Origin of the sequence: Citrobacter sp. Cpo045, from assembly GCF_030332875.1 — a bacterium.
Lineage (GTDB): Bacteria > Pseudomonadota > Gammaproteobacteria > Enterobacterales > Enterobacteriaceae > Citrobacter > Citrobacter portucalensis.
In genome coordinates this window covers 172932-191256 of sequence record NZ_JAOWGZ010000091.1, presented here as the reverse complement: position 1 = coordinate 191256, position 18325 = coordinate 172932, and the positions used below count along the sequence as shown (strand labels likewise).

Genomic DNA, 18325 nt, shown 5'->3' with positions numbered 1-18325 from the left:
GCCACTGACAGGAGTACGTATGTCCGAAGATATCTTTGATGCCATCATCGTGGGTGCAGGTCTGGCCGGTTCGGTTGCGGCGCTGGTGCTGGCTCGAGAAGGTGCACAGGTGCTGGTCATCGAGCGCGGCAATTCTGCTGGCGCGAAGAATGTCACCGGTGGGCGCATGTATGCCCATAGCCTGGAACGCATCATTCCCGGCTTTGCTGAGCAGGCCCCCATTGAACGCATAATCACCCACGAAAAACTCGCCTTTATGACCGACAAAGGGGCGATGACCATCGACTATTGCAATGGTGAAGAGGCTGCATCGTCGCAGGTTTCTTATTCCGTCTTACGCAGCAAATTTGACGCCTGGCTGATGGAGCAGGCCGAGGAGGCGGGAGCCCAGCTTATCACCGGTATTCGGGTGGATAACGTTGTGCAGCGCGAAGGCAAAGTCGTGGGCGTGGAAGCCGACGGCGATATTCTGGAAGCCAAAGTGGTGATCCTCGCTGACGGGGTGAATTCTTTGTTGGCAGAAAAACTGGGCATGGCAAAGCGCGTTGAGGCATCGCATGTTGCCGTTGGCGTAAAAGAGCTGATCGAATTGCCAAAATCGGTGATTGAAGATCGTTTCCAGTTACAGGGGAACGAAGGTGCAGCTTGCCTGTTTGCCGGTTCTCCAACTGATGGGTTGATGGGCGGGGGCTTCCTCTATACTAATGAAACGACCCTTTCTCTGGGGCTGGTCTGCGGTCTTCATCATCTGAAAGATGCTAAAAAATCGGTCCCACAAATGCTGGAAGATTTCAAACAGCATCCGGCGGTTGCCCCACTGATCGCCGGTGGCAAGCTGGTGGAATATGCCGCGCACGTCGTACCGGAGGCCGGTATGAATATGCAGCCTGAACTGGTGGGTGACGGTGTGCTGATTGCCGGTGATGCTGCCGGAATGTGTATGAACCTCGGCTTTACCATCCGCGGTATGGATCTCGCCATATCCGCAGGCGAAGCGGCCGCGAAAACGGTGCTTTCCGCAATGAAGCGCGACGACTTCAGCAAACAGTCGCTGGGCGAATACCGTCAGCATCTCGATGATGGTCCAATGCGCGATATGCGCATGTATCAGAAGCTTCCCGCTTTCCTAGATAACCCACGCATGTTTACCGCCTATCCCGAAATGGCGGTCAGCATCGCGCGCGACCTGTTCACCGTAGATGGCTCTGCTCCGGTGCCAATGCGCAAAAAAATCCTGCGTCATGCGAAGAAAGTGGGCTTTATCAACCTGATGAAAGATGGCCTGAAAGGAGTGACCGTATTATGACATCTCCCGTCAATGTGGACGTCAAACTGGGCGTCAATAAGTTCAATGTGGATGAAGACAGCCCGCACATCATTCTCAAAACCGATCCTGATAAACAGGCGCTGGAAGTACTGATTAAAGCTTGTCCAGCCGGACTGTATAAAAAGCAGGACGACGGCAGCGTCCGTTTTGATTACGCCGGATGTCTGGAATGCGGAACGTGCCGCATTCTCGGACTTGATACAGCGCTCGAAAAGTGGGAATACCCGCGCGGGACATTTGGCGTGGAGTTTCGCTACGGCTAATAAGTACGAGGTTGTGCACCCGTAGGTCGGATAAGACGTGGTAGCGTCGCCATCCGGCAATCATGTGGCGCCAATGCCGGATGGCGGCCTAAACGCCTTATCCGGCCTACAGATGACGCTTTGCCCGTGTTGAAACAGGAAGTCGCTATGCAGCAGCCCAGGAACTTTGATGACATCAAATTTACCTCTATTCACCGCCGGATAATGCTGTGGGGAAGCGGTGGGCCATTTCTGGATGGTTATGTGCTGGTGATGATTGGCGTGGCGCTGGAACAGCTCACGCCAGCATTGAAACTGGACGCACAGTGGATTGGTCTGCTGGGCGCCGGCACGCTCGCCGGTCTGTTTGTGGGGACGTCGCTGTTTGGCTACATTTCCGATAAGGTCGGGCGGCGCAAAATGTTTATCATCGATATTATTGCCATTGGCGTGATATCGGCGGCAACCATGTTTGTTTCCTCGCCCATTGAGCTATTGGTAATGCGTGTGCTGATCGGTATTGTGATTGGTGCCGATTATCCGATTGCTACCTCGATGATTACCGAGTTCTCCAATACCCGCCAGCGCGCTTTCTCCATCGGTTTTATCGCCGCGATGTGGTATGTCGGCGCCACCTGTGCCGATCTGGTCGGTTACTGGCTGTATGATGTTGAAGGAGGATGGCGCTGGATGCTGGGCAGCGCGGTGATCCCTTGTATTTTGATCCTGATTGGGCGCTTCGATCTTCCTGAATCGCCGCGCTGGCTGCTGCGTAAAGGTCGGGTGAAAGAGTGTGAAGCGATGATGATCAAACTGTTCGGCGAACCAGTGGTGTTCGACGAAGAGGCGCCGCAGGAGACGCGCTTCCTGCAGCTGTTTAACCGCCGTCATTTCCCGTTTGTCCTGTTTGTCGCCGCTATCTGGACCTGTCAGGTGATCCCGATGTTCGCCATTTATACCTTTGGTCCGCAGATTGTTGGACTGTTGGGGCTTGGTGCCGGGAAAAGCGCGGCGTTGGGCAATGTGGTGATAAGCCTGTGCTTTATGCTGGGGTGCATTCCGCCCATGTTCTGGCTCAATAGTGCGGGCCGTCGGCCATTGTTAATTGGCAGCTTTATTATGATGACGCTGGCGCTGGCCGTGCTGGGGTTAATTCCTGATATGGGAGCGTGGCTGGTGGTGCTGGCGTTTGCCGTGTACGCCTTTTTCTCGGGGGGACCGGGAAATCTTCAGTGGCTGTACCCAAATGAACTGTTCCCTACCGACATTCGCGCATCTGCCGTCGGGGTGATTATGTCCTTAAGCCGCATTGGCACCATTGTTTCAACCTGGGCGCTGCCGGTGTTCATTACCAAATACGGGATCAGCAATGTCATGCTGATGGGCGCAGGAATTTCGCTGATTGGCCTGCTGGTGTCCATCGCTTTCGCCCCGGAAACGCGAGGTCTGACGCTGGCGCAAACCAGTCAAATGACGATTCGCAGTAAGCCCGTGACCAGAGCGAGTTATTAGGAGTGTTCTGTATTTTCCCTGCAACTCAGTCAGTTAGCCTACAGTTAACTGGGTATATCACAGAAAACAACTGAAAAGCAGGGAGAACACCATGCAAAAACATATCCTGATCACCTCAATTTTTACCGCAGCAGCACTGTTTACCGTGGCCGGTTGTTCCTCAAACCAGGCGGTTAAAACCACCGATGGCAAAACAATCGTCACTGACGGCAAACCGCAAGTCGATGATGATACTGGCCTGGTGTCGTATAAAAATGCGCAAACGGGTAAGACGGAACAGATTAACCGCGATCAGGTTAAAGATATGAGTGAACTGGATAACTAGTTCAGTTTTCTCCATTCAGCCACTCAATAATATTGACTGTTAGCCTGTGGATTAAGTGACTAAACTCACTGTTATTACAATAATGCAGTGAAACAGGCTAATCATGATCCTCATCATTTATGCGCATCCCTATCCGCAGCATTCGCATGCGAATAAGCGGATGCTTGAACAGGCAAGGACGCTGGAGGGCGTGGAGATCCGCTCGCTCTACCAGCTCTACCCCGACTTCAATATCGATATTGCCGCTGAACAGGATGCGCTGGCACGCGCTGATTTGATCATCTGGCAGCATCCGATGCAGTGGTACAGCACACCTCCATTACTCAAGCTGTGGATGGATAAAGTCCTTTCGCACGGCTGGGCGTATGGCCATGGCGGTACTGCGCTGCACGGTAAACATCTGCTGTGGGCGGTGACGACCGGCGGCGGTGAAAACCACTTCGATATTGGCTCCCATCCCGGATTTGATGTGCTTTCTCAACCCTTACAGGCGACGGCACTTTATTGTGGCCTCAAATGGCTACCGCCGTTTGCGATGCACTGTACGTTTATCTGTGATGATGAAACCCTGCAAGCGCAGGCTCGTCACTACAAACAGCGTCTGATGGAATGGCAGGAGGCACACCATGGATAGCCATACGCTGATACAGGCGCTGATTTATCTCGGATCGGCGGCACTGATTGTCCCCATCGCCGTACGGCTGGGACTCGGGTCGGTACTGGGGTATCTCATCGCCGGATGCATTATCGGCCCATGGGGCCTGAGGCTGGTGACGGACGCTGAATCCATCCTGCATTTTGCGGAGATCGGTGTGGTGCTGATGCTGTTTGTCATTGGTCTGGAGCTGGATCCGCAACGTTTGTGGAAACTGCGAGCTTCGGTGTTCGGCGGCGGCGCATTGCAAATGGTGGTCTGCGGAGGCCTGATTGGTGTGTTCTGTATGTTCCTCGGCCTGCGCTGGCAGGTAGCGGAGCTGATCGGCATGACGCTGGCGCTTTCCTCAACGGCTATCGCTATGCAGGCGATGAATGAACGCAACCTGATGGTGTCGCAAATGGGCCGCAGCGCGTTTGCCGTGCTGCTGTTCCAGGATATCGCGGCCATTCCACTGGTGGCGATGATTCCGTTACTGGCAGCGAGTGGCGCATCAACAACGCTTGGGGCGTTTGCATTGTCTGCCCTTAAGGTAGCGGGCGCACTGGTGCTGGTGGTGCTGTTAGGTCGTTATGTCACACGTCCTGCCTTGCGTTTTGTCGCCCGTTCGGGCCTGCGGGAAGTGTTCAGTGCCGTTGCGCTGTTCCTCGTGTTTGGCTTCGGTCTGCTGTTGGAAGAGGTTGGATTGTCGATGGCGATGGGGGCATTCCTGGCCGGGGTGCTGCTGGCAAGCTCTGAGTATCGCCACGCGTTGGAAAGCGACATTGAGCCATTTAAAGGACTGCTGCTGGGGCTGTTCTTCATCGGTGTAGGGATGTCTATCGACTTTGGTACGCTGATTGATAATCCCTTGCGTATTATCATTCTACTGGTCGGTTTCCTGGTTATCAAAACCGTCATGTTGTGGTTGATAGCGAAACCGTTGCAGGTGCCGAACAAGCAGCGTCGCTGGTTTGCCGTATTATTAGGGCAGGGCAGTGAGTTTGCCTTTGTGGTGTTTGGCGCGGCGCAAATGGCAAATGTGCTCGATCCTGACTGGGCGAAATCGCTGACGCTGGCGGTGGCGTTGTCGATGGCGGCTACACCGATTTTGCTGGTGATTTTGACGCGTCTGGAAAAATCGGCGACTGAGGAAGAGCGCGAAGCCGATGAAATCGATGAGGAACAACCTAGGGTGATCATCGCCGGGTTTGGGCGATTTGGCCAGATAACCGGTCGTTTGCTGTTGTCGAGCGGGGTCAAAATGGTGGTTCTTGATCATGACCCGGACCATATCGAAACGCTGCGTAAATTCGGGATGAAGGTTTTCTATGGCGACGCGACCCGGATGGATCTGCTGGAGTCTGCCGGGGCGGCGAAAGCTGAAGTCATTATTAATGCCATTGACGATCCGCAAACCAGTCTGCAATTAACCGAAATGGTGAAAGAGCATTTCCCGCATCTGCAAATTATTGCTCGTGCGCGCGACGTGGATCATTACATCCGCCTGCGCCAGGCGGGCGTGGATATGCCGGAACGTGAAACCTTTGAAGGTGCACTGAAGACCGGACGTCTGGCGCTGGAAGGTCTCGGGCTTGGGCGCTATGAGGCACGTGAGCGGGCTGACGTATTCCGCCGATTCAATACCATGATGGTAGAGGAGATGGTGAAAGGGGAAAATGACGCGACTTCCCGCGCGGCCGTTTATAAACGCACCAGCGCAATGCTGAGTGAAATTATTGCGGAAGATCGTCAGCACTTATCGTTAATTCAGCGCCATGGCTGGCAAGGCACGGATGAAGGTAAGCATACGGGCGACGTCGCCGATGAGCCGGAAGTGAAACCGTCAGCATAGGGTAAAAAATGTGATGTTCTGCAAACTTTACTGCTAATTGGCTGTTTTTGAACTACTGTAATGCTGGCGTACCACCTTAAATAGGTCGGTTCGCCAGCAGAACGGAAAATTTTCCTGTTCATCCTCTTTCCGCCAGTCGACGAAAGATTGCGCTTTCCGTATAGTGGCGACAATTTTTTTGTATCCGGGAAATATTCAATGATCAGTCTGATTGCGGCGTTAGCGGTAGATCGCGTCATCGGTATGGAGAACGCCATGCCGTGGAACCTCCCTGCCGATCTCGCCTGGTTTAAACGTAATACCTTAAACAAGCCGGTTGTCATGGGACGCCATACCTGGGAATCCATCGGGCGACCGTTACCTGGGCGTAAAAATATCGTCATCAGCAGTAAGCCTGGCACCGACGATCGCGTGCAGTGGGTGAAGTCTGTGGATGAAGCAATTGCGGCCTGCGGCGATGAACCTGAAATTATGGTAATTGGCGGTGGGCGTGTGTATGAGCAGTTCCTGCCAAAAGCACAGAAACTGTATCTGACGCACATTGATGCGGAAGTGGAAGGGGATACGCATTTCCCGGACTACGAACCGGATGACTGGGAATCGGTGTTCAGTGAATTCCACGATGCCGACGCGCAAAACTCTCACAGCTACTGCTTCGAGATTCTGGAACGTCGTTAATACTGTAAGTGCCGGATGGCGGCGAAACGCCTTATCATCCAGCTAATGTAGGCCGGATAAGGTGCGAGCACCGCATCCGGCAAACGACTATCAGGCGTTGACCGCTTCGCCAGGATCCAGATTCAGATGGCGATTTGACGGCTGCACGAAGTACTGTTTGTCTTCCCAGCGCAGACAGGTGAGATCGCCTCCCCAGCAACACCCCGTATCCAGCGCGTAAATGCCTTCTGGCGTGCCTTTACCCTCCAGCGATGCCCAGTGCCCGAATGCAATGCTGTATGCTTCACTGACAGGTCCAGGAATGGCAAACCACGGCTTCAGCGGGGCAGGTGCGTCTTCTGGTGACTCTTTGCTGTACATATCCAACTGACCGTTAGGGAAGCAGTAACGCATGCGGGTAAAGGCGTTGGTAATAAAACGCAGGCGCGCCAGCCCGGTCAGTTCCGGGGTCCAGTTATTGGGCATGTCGCCGTACATCGCATCAAGGAAGAAGGGATACGAGTCGCTCGACAGCACGGCTTCAACATCGCGAGCACAGTCTTTTGCCGTCTGCAGGTCCCACTGTGGGGTGATACCGGCATGCGCCATCACCAGCTTCTTCTCTTCGTCTACCTGCAACAGCGGTTGACGGCGGAGCCAGTTAAGTAATTCGTCGGCATCCGGTGCTTCGAGCAGCGATGTGACCCTGTCTTTAGGTTTATTACGACTGATACCAGCAAATACGGCCAGCAGGTGTAAATCGTGATTACCCAATACTAACCGCACGCTGTCGCCCAGTGATTTCACGTAGCGCAAAACGTCCAGCGAGCCCGGTCCACGAGCGACCAGATCGCCGGTGAGCCATAGGGTGTCTTTTTCGGAATTAAAGTCTACCTGATGCAGCAAGGCTACCAGTTCATCGTAACAACCGTGAACGTCGCCAATAAGGTATGTCGCCATAGTTATTGTTTTAATGAATGAGTGTTGGAACGGCGAGTCGGAATACGGGAATATCGATGGTAAAGGCGATGCCTTGTTCATCGATCATTTCGTAATGACCCTGCATGGTGCCCAGCGGTGTTTCAATCACCGCACCGCTGGTGTACTGGTACTCTTCGCCGGGTTCGATGTGGGGCTGGACGCCAACCACGCCTTCACCCTGAACTTCGGTTTCGCGGCCATGACCATTAGTGATCAACCAATAACGCCCCAACAGCTGCACAGGCGCTCGCCCCAAATTGCGGATAGTTACGGTGTAAGCAAAAACGTAACGTTCATCATCAGGTGAGGATTGCGCCTCAATGTAGACGCTTTGTACCTGAATGCACACTCGGGGCGAATTGATCATGTTTAACTCTCCTTCGATGGCGCGTTTTCTGACAGATAGTTAGCCATCCGGCAGTATTGCGCGACAGAGATATTTTCCGCTCGCATCGCCGGATCAATGCCCAGCTCTGTCAGTACTTCAACGCTAAACAGGTTGCCGAGACTGTTACGTACCGTTTTACGGCGCTGATTAAACGCTTCGGTGGTAATACGGCTCAGCACACGAACATCTTTAACCGGGTACGGCATCGTCGTATGAGGGACCAGACGCACAACGGCTGAATCAACTTTAGGCGCTGGCGTAAATGCGGAAGGCGGTACTTCAAGTACCGGGATCACATTGCAGTAATACTGCGCCATGACGCTTAATCGACCATACGCTTTACTGTTTGGCCCTGCAACCAGACGATTCACCACCTCTTTTTGCAACATGAAATGCATGTCGGCAATGGCATCAGTATAGGAAAAAAGATGGAACATGAGCGGCGTGGAGATGTTGTACGGCAGGTTGCCGAATACGCGCAGCGGCTGTCCCATCGTTTGTGCCAGTTCGCCGAAGTTCATGGTCATGGCATCTTGCTGATAAATCGTCAGCTTAGGCCCTAAAAACGGGTGTGTCTGTAGGCGTGCTGCCAGATCGCGGTCGAGTTCAATGACCGTGAGCTTGTCCAGACGTTCGCCTACTGGTTCGGTCAATGCCGCCAGGCCCGGGCCGATTTCGACCATAGCCTGACCTTTCTGCGGGTTGATAGCAGAGACAATACTTTCGATCACAAACTGATCGTTGAGGAAGTTCTGCCCGAAACGTTTACGGGCTAAATGGCCCTGATGGACTCGATTATTCATTGGTATTAACAATCATTTTGATGGCGAGATTAAGCGCCGTAATAAAACTGCCGACATCTGCTTGTCCACGGCCCGCGAGTTCAAGTGCGGTGCCGTGATCGACGGATGTGCGAATAAAGGGCAGGCCCAGCGTGATATTCACACCGCGACCAAATCCCTGGTATTTTAGCACGGGGAGACCCTGATCGTGGTACATTGCCAGCACGGCATCCGCGTGGTCGAGATATTTGGGCTGAAACAGCGTATCTGCGGGCAGCGGACCGTTTAATTTCATTCCCTGCGCACGCAGTTCATCGAGTACCGGAATGATGGTGTCTATCTCTTCCGTTCCCATATGTCCGCCTTCACCAGCATGCGGGTTTAGACCGCACACCAGAATATGCGGATCGGCAATGCCGAATTTGGTGCGTAAATCATGATGCAAAATGCCGATCACTTCCTGAAGCAGGGCGGGCGTAATGGCGTCGGCAACGGCTCTGAGCGGCAAATGCGTGGTTGCCAGGGCAACGCGCAGCTCTTCGGTCGCCAGCATCATAACAACTTTCTTTGCCTGTGAGCGCTCTTCAAAAAACTCGGTATGTCCGGTAAACGGGACGCCAGCGTCATTGATAACGCCCTTGTGAACCGGACCGGTGATCAGCGCCGCAAACTCACCTTGCAGACAGCCATCGCAGGCGCGAGCCAGCGTATCCACCACATATTGCCCGTTTTCTACCGCCAACTGACCCGCGACAACAGGTGCCCGCAGCGCAATCGGTAACAGCGTCAATGTGCCTGCTGATTGCGGTTTGGCTGGGGTATCTGGAGAGTAGGGGAGGAGTGAAAGCGGTAAACCGAGCATCGCTGCCCGGTCATTGAGGAGTGCTGCATCCGCACAGACAACAAGTTCTACAGGCCAATCGCGCTGGGCGAGCTGAACCACCAGGTCCGGGCCAATCCCGGCGGGTTCGCCGGGAGTGATAACAACGCGTTGAGCACGAGTCATTAGTTGCTCAGAACTTTAACGTAAGCGCTGGCGCGCTGTTCCTGCATCCAGGTTGCTGCTTCTTCCGAGAATTTACGGTTCATCAGCATACGGTAAGCTCTGTCTTTCTGCGCTGCGTCAGTTTTATCAACGTTACGCGTATCCAGCAGTTCGATCAGATGCCAACCGAAAGAGGAGTGCACCGGGGCGCTCATCTGGCCTTTGTTAAGTTTGGTCAGTGCATCGCGGAAAGCAGGGTCGAAAATATCCGCTGCAGCCCAGCCCAGATCGCCGCCCTGGTTGGCAGAGCCTGGATCCTGAGAAAACTCTTTAGCGGCTGCCGCGAAGGTAGTTTTACCGCTCTTAATATCTGCCGCGATTTGTTCCAGCTTCAGACGTGCCTGCTGATCGGTCATGATCGGCGACGGCTTAAGCAGAATGTGGCGAGCATGAACTTCAGTCACGGAGATGCTCTGGCTTTGGCCACGCATATCGTTGACTTTCAGGATGTGGAAGCCGACACCGGAACGAATTGGGCCAATGATATCGCCTTTTTTCGCAGTGCTTAACGCCTGGGCAAAGATACCCGGCAGCTCCTGAATACGTCCCCAACCCATCTGACCGCCTTTCAGCGCCTGCTGGTCAGCGGAATAAGTAATAGCCAGTTTGCCGAAATCACTACCGTTACGCGCTTCATCAACAACAGAGCGCGCCTGGCTTTCAGCCGCGTTAACCTGGTCAGACGTTGGGTTTTCCGGTAATGGGATCAGAATGTGGCTCAGGTTCAGCTCGGTGCTGGCATCGTTTTGGTTGCCCACCTGTTGCGCCAGGGCATCTACTTCCTGAGGCAGGATGGTGATGCGACGGCGAACTTCGTTGTTACGCACTTCGGAGATGGTCATCTCTTTGCGGATCTGGCTACGATAGGTTGAATAGCTTAAGCCATCCTGTGCCAGGCGGCTGCGCATCTGATCCAGCGTCATGTTGTTCTGTTTGGCGATGTTGGCAATAGCCTGATCCAACTGCTCGTCAGAGATTTTCACCCCCATCTTCTGACCCATTTGCAGGAGGATTTGATCCATGATCAAACGTTCCAGGATCTGATGACGCAGCGTAGCGTCATCCGGTAATTGCTGACCTGCCTGACCTGCATTCAGTTTTACTGACTGCATTAAGCCATCGACGTCGCTTTCCAGAACGACGCCGTTATTGACGACGGCTGCAACTTTATCGACTACCTGTGGGGCAGCGAAACTGGTATTCGCGATCATGGCGATACCGAGAAGCAGCGTTTTCCAGTTCTTCATACTTTTTCCATTTCAATTAACCGCAATGCGGATTACGTTGTAAATCAATCAGATCATAAAGAGCTTTGATACGGCAAAATGTTCGAACGCAGCATTTGGTTGGTGCCGAGACCGTAGTTGGAGCTCAGACCGCGCAGTTCGATATTAAAGCCGATCGTGTTGTCATAAATCGCGTGTTGCTGTTTGTCATCCCAACCGTTCAGCTTACGCTCGTAGCCGAAGCGAATGGCGTAACAGCAGGAGTTGTACTGTAAGCCCAGCATTGAATCTGCTTCTTTGTTCACGTTGGTATCGAAGTAGTAAGCGCCAACAATCGACCAACGCTCAGCAATTGGGAAGCTTGCCACCGCGCCCACCTGCGAAATCCCGTTTTTATACTGATCTGCCGTAGAGTAGTAAGACGGTAGAGTCGCCTGGATATATTCCGGGCTGGCGTAACGGTAATTCAACTGCAGCATCCGGTTTTCATCGCGACGGTATTCGATACTGCTGCTGCTGTTGGCGATACTATCCAGACGCGTGTCGTACTGGATCCCACTGCGTAAACCCCAGCGATCGGAGATACGCCAGTAGGTGTCGCCCGCCCATACCAGTGAACCCGTTTTGTCGTCATTCTCCCATTTAATGTTGTCATCGCCGGTGCGAGACTCGGTGAAATAGTAGATTTGACCCACAGAAATATTAAAACGTTCAACGGCAGCGTCATCATAAACGCGAGATGTGACCCCGGTCGTCACCTGGTTGGCAGAAGCAATACGGTCCAGACCGCCATAAGTACGGTCACGGAAGAGGCCGCTGTAGTCAGATTGCAGCAAGGATGAGTCATAGTTATAGATATGACTTTGGTCGCGATATGGGACGTACAGGTACTGCGCGCGCGGCTCCAGCGTCTGGGTATAACCCGGTGCCAGCATTTGCATGTCGCGCTCGAATACCATTTTGCCGTCAACTTTAAACTGCGGCATGACGCGGTTGGCTGACTCGTCGAGCTTGTTAACGTTACTCGGGTTGTTGTTGTACCAATCCAGATTGGTCTGCTGATAGTGCGTTGCCAGCAGCTTCGCTTCGGTATTGATACTGCCCCAGTTATTCGACAACGGCAGATTGATCGTTGGTTCCAGGTGAACACGCGTTGCTTCCGGCATGTTGTCATTGGTATTGACGAAATGGACCGCCTGGCCATAAATACGGGTATCAAACGGACCAACGTCGTTTTGGTAGTAGTTGACGTCTAACTGCGGCTGCGCGGAGTAGCTGTTACTGTTTTGTGCGTCGAAAACCTGGAACTGCTTGGTCGATACCGTAGCGTCAAAGTTTTGTACCGCGTAGCCGACGCTGAATTTCTGCGTGGCGTAGCCGTCGGTACTGGAACCGTATTTATTATCGAAATCGTTAAAGTAGCTGGTGTCGCTGACCTTGGTGTAGTCGACGTTGAAACGCCACACCTGGTCCAGTACACCGGCGTGCTGCCAGTAGAACAGCCAGCGACGTGAATTGTCATCCTTCGGATGTTCGTCCTCGTACACTTTATCGGAATTCAGATAGTCAAACTCCATCAAGCCCGCACCCGCCTGGGTGAGGTAGCGGAATTCGTTCTCCCACATGATCCCGCCACGACGGTGCATATAATGTGGCGTGATGGTGGCGTCCATATTGGGCGCAATGTTCCAGTAATACGGGAGGTAGAACTCAAAATAGTTATTGGTGGAATATTTTGCGTTCGGGATCAGGAAACCGGAACGGCGCTTATCGCCGACGGGTAACTGTAAATAAGGACTATAAAAGACCGGAACCGGACCCAGTTTAAAACGGGCGTTCCAGATCTCTGCGACCTGTTCTTCACGGTCGTGGATAACTTCGCTACCGACGACGCTCCAGGTATCTGAACCTGGCAGACAGGAGGTAAAGCTACCGTTTTCCAGAATGGTATAACGGTTTTCCCCACGCTGTTTCATCAGGTCGGCTTTCCCGCGCCCCTGACGGCCCACCATCTGGTAATCACCTTCCCAGATGTTGGTATCTTTGGTATTCAGATTGGACCAGCCCTTCGGTCCCTTCAGAATAACCTGATTGTCGTCATAATGGACATTGCCCAACGCATCGACGGTACGTACTGGCTCCGGCTGGCCTTCAGCCTGCTTCTGATGAAGCTGTACTTCGTCGGCCTGCAGGCGGCTGTTACCCTGTGCGATATCCACGTTGCCGGTAAACACCGCGTCATCGGGATAATTCCCTTTTGCGTTGTCGGCATTGATGGTGACGGGTAACTCATTAGTCTCGCCCTGTACCAGAGGACGGTCATAGCTCGGCACGCCCAGCATACACTGTGAGGCGAGATCGGCTGCCAGGCCCTGATGGCTATAGAGGGCGCTGGCAATCATGGTGGCCAGAAGAGTGGGAATACGTTTTTTCATACGTTGTATTTATTGTTCCATCATCAGTAGCGTCGCGCGTGACAAACGGTCACAGCCTAACTTATCTCATCTTCACTTCGCTAGTATTAATCCTGCCCATTTTATACCCGCCACCTTTCAAGCTGCATCTTCGTTGTCTTCCTCGTTCACCCAGTCACTTACATGGGTAAGCTCCAGGGGACTCACTACGTTGCCGCCTTGCTGCAACTTGAAATCCAACGGGTATAGCGTTTGTGGTGTTAGGCACGGCATTGAATGACAGGTATGATAATGCAAATTATAGGCGATGTCCCACAATTGACCGCAGCCGTAAATCGGTAAAAGCACCTTATATTGTGGGACATAGCCTGGCTGAGAGCGGAAAGATTTGGGGAGTCTATGCAGTATTGGGGAAAGATAATTGGTGTAGCCGTGGCCTTAATGATGGGCGGCGGCTTCTGGGGTGTGGTTCTGGGGCTGTTAGTTGGCCACATGTTCGACAAAGCCCGCATGCGCAAAATGGCGTGGTTTGCCAACCAACGTGAACGCCAGGCGCTGTTTTTTGCCACCACTTTTGAGGTGATGGGACATCTGACCAAATCCAAAGGTCGCGTCACGGAAGCCGATATACATATCGCCAGCCAGTTGATGGATCGGATGAATTTGCACGGTGACTCGCGAACGGCTGCACAACATGCCTTCCGGGTAGGAAAATCGGATAATTACCCATTACGTGAAAAGATGCGTCAGTTTCGCAGCGTCTGTTTTGGTCGATTCGATCTGATCCGCATGTTTCTGGAGATTCAGATCCAGGCGGCATTTGCCGATGGGTCGTTGCATCCTAACGAACGTGAAGTGCTTTATGTGATTGCTGAAGAGTTGGGGATCTCACGCACCCAATTTGATCAGTTCCTGCGCATGATGCAGGGCGGCGCACAGTTTGGCGGCGGATATCAGCAGCAGTCTGGTGGCGGTGGCTGGCAGCAGGCGCAACGCGGCCCGACGCTGGAAGACGCCTGTAATGTGCTGGGTGTGAAAACGACCGACGATGCGACCACCATCAAGCGGGCTTACCGTAAGCTGATGAGCGAGCACCATCCGGACAAACTGGTCGCGAAAGGTCTGCCGCCAGAGATGATGGAAATGGCGAAACAAAAAGCGCAGGAAATCCAAAAAGCTTACGAGCTGATTAAGGATCAAAAAGGATTCAAGTGATTGAATTGCCGGATGCGGCTAGCGCCTTATCCGGCCTACGTTAATGAATGTAGGCCGGGCAAGCGAAGCGCCCCCGGCATAAATTGGCTCAGAATTTAAAAATCCGCCGGGACTTTAAACGTCATACTGTTGCCGTATTCGGGATGCGTGATGGTTAACATCTCTGCATGCAGCAACAGGCGCGGCGCTAACGCCAGAGCTTCCGGCGGAGCATAGAAGCGATCGCCCAGGATAGGATGCCCTAAAGCCAGCATATGCACACGCAGCTGGTGGGAGCGTCCGGTAATGGGCTTGAGCACTACCCGGGCGGTGTTATCCGCCGCGAACTCCACAACTTCATACTCGGTCTGCGCCGATTTCCCGGTCTCATAACACACTTTTTGCTTTGGCCTGTTTGGCCAGTCGCAAATCAGCGGTAAATCAACCAGACCCTCGGCCGGAGCAGGATGCCCCCAGACGCGTGCGACATACTGTTTTTTCGGTTCGCGCTCGCGAAACTGGCGTTTTAGCTCGCGCTCTGCCGCTTTGGTTAGCGCGACTACAATCACGCCGCTGGTTGCCATATCCAGACGATGCACGGATTCAGCCTGCGGATAATCGCGCTGAATACGCGTCATCACGCTGTCTTTGTGCTCATCCAGACGACCTGGCACAGACAACAAGCCGCTCGGCTTGTTGACCACCATAATGTGCTCATCCTGATACAGGATGACCAGCCAGGGTTCCTGCGGCGGATTGTAGTTTTCCATCCCCATGTATGGCTCCGTTACTGATGCGTCACGACGATCAGGCGCAGGGCATCGAGACGCCAGCCCGCCTGATCCAGGCTTTCCATCACCTGCTGACGGTTGCTTTCAATTGCGCTAAGTTCGTCATCACGGATGTTCGGGTTAACGGCACGCAGCGCTTCGAGACGGGAAAGTTCTGCCGTCAGCTTCTCGTCAGCTTCTTTACGCGCTGCGTCGATCAGCGCACGGGCTGATTTTTCCACCTGCGCTTCACCGAGTTGCAGAATGGCATGAACATCCTGCTGCACGGCGTTGACCAGTTTGCTGCCGGTGTGGCGGTTAACGGCGCTGAGCTGACGGTTAAAGGTTTCGAACTCAACCTGTGCAGCAAGGTTATTGCCGTTTTTATCCAGCAGCATGCGTACCGGCGTTGGTGGCAGGAAGCGGTTTAGCTGCAGTTGTTTCGGCGCTTGCGCTTCAACAACATAGACCAGCTCAACCAGCAGTGTACCAACAGGTAATGCTTTGTTTTTCAACAACGAAATAGTGCTGCTTCCGGTGTCGCCGGAGAGGATCAGATCCAGACCATTGCGGATCAGCGGATGCTCCCAGGTAATAAACTGGGCATCTTCACGCGACAGGGCGACATCGCGCTCGAATGTAATGGTGCAGCCATCTTCCGGCAGCCCAGGGAAATCCGGCACCAGCATATGATCGGACGGCGTCAGCACGATTAAATTGTCGCCACGGTCATCCTGATTAATACCGACGATATCAAACAGGTTCATGGCGAAGGCGATCAGGCTGGTATCGTCGTCCTGTTCTTCAATACTCTCAGCCAGCGCCAGTGCTTTTTCGCCGCCGTTAGAGTGGATCTCCAGCAGGCGATCGCGACCTTGCTCTAGCTGTGCTTTCAGCGCGTCATGCTGTTCGCGGCAGGTTTTGATCAGATCGTCAAAGCCCTCGGTATTTTCTGGTTCAGCCAGGTAGCCGATCAGATTGTTATAGACCGTGTCATAGATAGTACGGCCGGTCGGACAGGTGTGTTCGAATGCATCCAGACCTTCGTGGTACCAGCGCACCAGCACAGATTGCGCGGTTTTTTCCAGGTACGGAACGTGAATCTGAATATCATGCGCCTGACCAATACGGTCCAGACGGCCAATACGCTGTTCCAGCAGATCCGGGTTGAACGGCAGGTCAAACATCACCAGATTGCTGGCGAACTGGAAGTTACGCCCTTCGGAGCCGATTTCAGAACACAGCATTACCTGGGCGCCGCTATCTTCTTCGCTAAACCATGCTGCGGCGCGGTCACGTTCAATGATCGACATCCCTTCATGGAATACGGCAGCACGGATACCTTCGCGCTCGCGCAGAACCTGCTCCAGCTGAAGCGCGGTGGTGGCTTTTGCACAGATAACTAATACTTTTTGCGAGCGGTGGCTGGTCAGGTAGCCCATCAGCCATTCCACGCGCGGGTCAAAGTTCCACCAGGTGCCGGTGTCGCCTTCGAATTCCTGATAAATCTGTTCCGGGTAGAGCATGTCGCGCGCCCGGTCTTCTGCACTTTTACGCGCGCCCATAATGCCGGAGACTTTAATCGCCGTCTGGTATTGGGTCGGCAGCGGCAGCTTGATGGTATGCAGCTCGCGTTTCGGGAAGCCTTTCACACCGTTACGGGTGTTACGGAACAGCACGCGGCTGGTGCCATGGCGGTCCATCAGCATCGAAACCAGCTCCTGACGCGCGCTCTGGGCGTCTTCGCTGTCGCTGTTTGCCGCCTGCAATAGCGGCTCAATGTCCTGCTCGCCAATCATGTCGCCTAACATGTTCAGCTCATTGTTACTCAGCTTGTTGCCTGCCAGCAGCATGGCGACGGCGTCGGCGACCGGACGATAATTTTTTTGCTCTTCAACAAACTGGGCGAAATCGTGGAAACGGCTCGGGTCCAGCAGGCGCAGGCGTGCAAAGTGACTTTCCATGCCCAGCTGCTCCGGTGTAGCGGTTAGCAGCAGGATGCCCGGCACACGTTCTGCCAGTTGTTCAATGGCCATATATTCGCGGCTGGGCGCGTCTTCGCTCCACACAAGGTGATGGGCTTCATCGACAATCAGCAGATCCCACTCGGCGTCACACAGGTGCTCCAGACGTTGTTTATTACGACGGGCAAAGTCCAGCGAGCAGATGACCAGTTGTTCGGTTTCAAACGGGTTGTAGGCGTCGTGCTGCGCTTCTGCATAACGCTCATCATCAAACAGTGCAAAACGCAGGTTGAAGCGGCGCAGCATTTCGACCAGCCACTGGTGCTGTAATGTCTCCGGGACGATGATCAGCACGCGCTCTGCGGCGCCGGACAGCAGTTGTTGATGCAGGATCATCCCGGCTTCAATGGTTTTACCTAAACCCACTTCATCTGCCAGTAAAACGCGAGGGGCATGACGACGGCCAACATCATGGGCAATGTTCAGCTGGTGAGGAATCAGGCTGGTACGTTGACCACGCAACCCACTCCACGGCATACGGTATTGTTCGCTCTGAAATTTACGGGCGCGATAGCGCAGAGCAAAGCGATCCATGCGGTCAATCTGGCCAGCAAACAGGCGATCTTGTGGTTTGCTGAATACCAGTTTGCTGTCGAGCAGTACTTCACGCAGCATGACACCGGTTTCTTCGGTATCCAGGCGGGTTCCGATATAGGCAAGCAGGCCGTTTTCTTCTTTTACTTCATCGACATGCAGTTGCCAGCCTTCATGGCTTGTTATCGTATCGCCAGGATTGAACATCACGCGGGTCACGGGGGAATCACTGCGCGCATACAGACGGTTTTCGCCCGTCGATGAGAAAAGTAAAGTGACGGTTCGCGCATCCATGGCGACAACAGTACCAAGTCCCAATTCGCTTTCTGTATCGCTGATCCAGCGTTGACCAAGTGTAAAAGGCATATATGTTCGGCTCTATATCTTTAATTGCAGGCAATACTCGTCATTTTCC

General features: G+C 53.6%; 16 protein-coding genes. 8 read left to right on the top strand and 8 right to left on the bottom strand.

The genetic code is table 11. The features are described from left to right. Positions 1-19 precede the first annotated feature (19 nt). From OGY13_RS09645 to folA, 7 genes are all read left to right on the top strand, one after another. On the top strand, positions 20-1306 hold the full coding sequence (locus OGY13_RS09645) for an FAD-dependent oxidoreductase (RefSeq protein ID WP_003018887.1): 1287 nt from the start codon (positions 20-22) through the stop codon (positions 1304-1306). After that, entirely contained in the window at positions 1303-1590 is a 288-nt protein-coding gene (gene fixX / locus OGY13_RS09640; protein WP_000203736.1) for a ferredoxin-like protein FixX, read from the top strand. The genes OGY13_RS09645 and fixX overlap by 4 nt, the downstream gene beginning before the upstream one ends. A 147-nt stretch (positions 1591-1737) precedes the next feature. After that, positions 1738-3081, top strand: coding sequence for an MFS transporter (locus OGY13_RS09635; protein WP_020996234.1), 1344 nt, complete (start codon positions 1738-1740; stop codon positions 3079-3081). Positions 3082-3172: 91 nt separating this feature from the next. Next, positions 3173-3406 carry a YgdI/YgdR family lipoprotein gene (locus OGY13_RS09630; RefSeq protein ID WP_003018880.1) on the top strand — a complete coding sequence of 78 codons (234 nt, stop codon included), beginning with the start codon at positions 3173-3175 and terminating at the stop codon, positions 3404-3406. 103 nt (positions 3407-3509) lie between these two features. After that, the gene (gene kefF / locus OGY13_RS09625) at positions 3510-4040 is read left to right on the top strand and encodes a glutathione-regulated potassium-efflux system oxidoreductase KefF (RefSeq protein ID WP_003829618.1); all 531 of its coding nucleotides are present in this window, start codon (positions 3510-3512) and stop codon (positions 4038-4040) included. Next, positions 4033-5895, top strand: coding sequence for a glutathione-regulated potassium-efflux system protein KefC (gene kefC / locus OGY13_RS09620; protein WP_003829616.1), 1863 nt, complete (start codon positions 4033-4035; stop codon positions 5893-5895). The genes kefF and kefC overlap by 8 nt, the downstream gene beginning before the upstream one ends. Positions 5896-6093: 198 nt before the next feature. Continuing rightward, entirely contained in the window at positions 6094-6573 is a 480-nt protein-coding gene (gene folA / locus OGY13_RS09615) for a type 3 dihydrofolate reductase (protein ID WP_003018873.1), read from the top strand. A gap of 90 nt (positions 6574-6663) precedes the next feature. On the opposite strand, the gene apaH is transcribed toward folA, so the two are convergent. Genes apaH through lptD form a run of 6 tightly spaced genes read right to left on the bottom strand, consistent with a single transcriptional unit; the run spans position 6664 to position 13409 of the window. Then, on the bottom strand, positions 6664-7512 hold the full coding sequence (apaH, locus tag OGY13_RS09610) for a bis(5'-nucleosyl)-tetraphosphatase (symmetrical) ApaH (RefSeq protein WP_003829612.1): 849 nt from the start codon (positions 7510-7512) through the stop codon (positions 6664-6666). A 10-nt stretch (positions 7513-7522) separates the two neighbouring features. Then, positions 7523-7900, bottom strand: a complete 378-nt coding sequence (gene apaG, locus OGY13_RS09605) for a Co2+/Mg2+ efflux facilitator ApaG/CorD (RefSeq protein WP_003018867.1) — start codon at positions 7898-7900, stop codon at positions 7523-7525. A gap of 2 nt (positions 7901-7902) precedes the next feature. Further along, complete coding sequence (gene rsmA / locus OGY13_RS09600) at positions 7903-8724, bottom strand: 16S rRNA (adenine(1518)-N(6)/adenine(1519)-N(6))-dimethyltransferase RsmA (protein ID WP_003829609.1); 822 nt, start codon at positions 8722-8724, stop codon at positions 7903-7905. Then, positions 8717-9709 carry a 4-hydroxythreonine-4-phosphate dehydrogenase PdxA gene (gene pdxA, locus OGY13_RS09595; protein ID WP_008786171.1) on the bottom strand — a complete coding sequence of 331 codons (993 nt, stop codon included), beginning with the start codon at positions 9707-9709 and terminating at the stop codon, positions 8717-8719. The genes rsmA and pdxA overlap by 8 nt, the downstream gene beginning before the upstream one ends. Beyond that, positions 9709-10995 (bottom strand): peptidylprolyl isomerase SurA, encoded by a 1287-nt coding sequence (surA, locus tag OGY13_RS09590; protein ID WP_032942346.1) that lies wholly within the window; start codon positions 10993-10995, stop codon positions 9709-9711. Before surA ends, pdxA begins: the two co-directional genes overlap by 1 nt. Before the next feature lie 53 nt (positions 10996-11048). Beyond that, a complete protein-coding gene (gene lptD / locus OGY13_RS09585) occupies positions 11049-13409 on the bottom strand; it encodes an LPS assembly protein LptD (protein ID WP_137377563.1) in 2361 nt (786 codons plus the stop codon). 378 nt (positions 13410-13787) lie between these two features. Between lptD and djlA the strand changes: the two genes are divergently transcribed. After that, positions 13788-14603, top strand: coding sequence for a co-chaperone DjlA (gene djlA, locus OGY13_RS09580; RefSeq protein WP_008786173.1), 816 nt, complete (start codon positions 13788-13790; stop codon positions 14601-14603). 95 nt (positions 14604-14698) lie between these two features. Here djlA and rluA read toward each other — a convergent pair whose 3' ends face one another. Together rluA and rapA are read right to left on the bottom strand one after the other, a co-directional pair. Next, the gene (rluA, locus tag OGY13_RS09575; protein ID WP_003018849.1) at positions 14699-15358 is read right to left on the bottom strand and encodes a bifunctional tRNA pseudouridine(32) synthase/23S rRNA pseudouridine(746) synthase RluA; all 660 of its coding nucleotides are present in this window, start codon (positions 15356-15358) and stop codon (positions 14699-14701) included. 11 nt (positions 15359-15369) lie between these two features. After that, positions 15370-18276, bottom strand: a complete 2907-nt coding sequence (gene rapA, locus OGY13_RS09570) for an RNA polymerase-associated protein RapA (protein WP_048236149.1) — start codon at positions 18274-18276, stop codon at positions 15370-15372. Between the last annotated feature and the right edge of the window lie 49 nt (positions 18277-18325).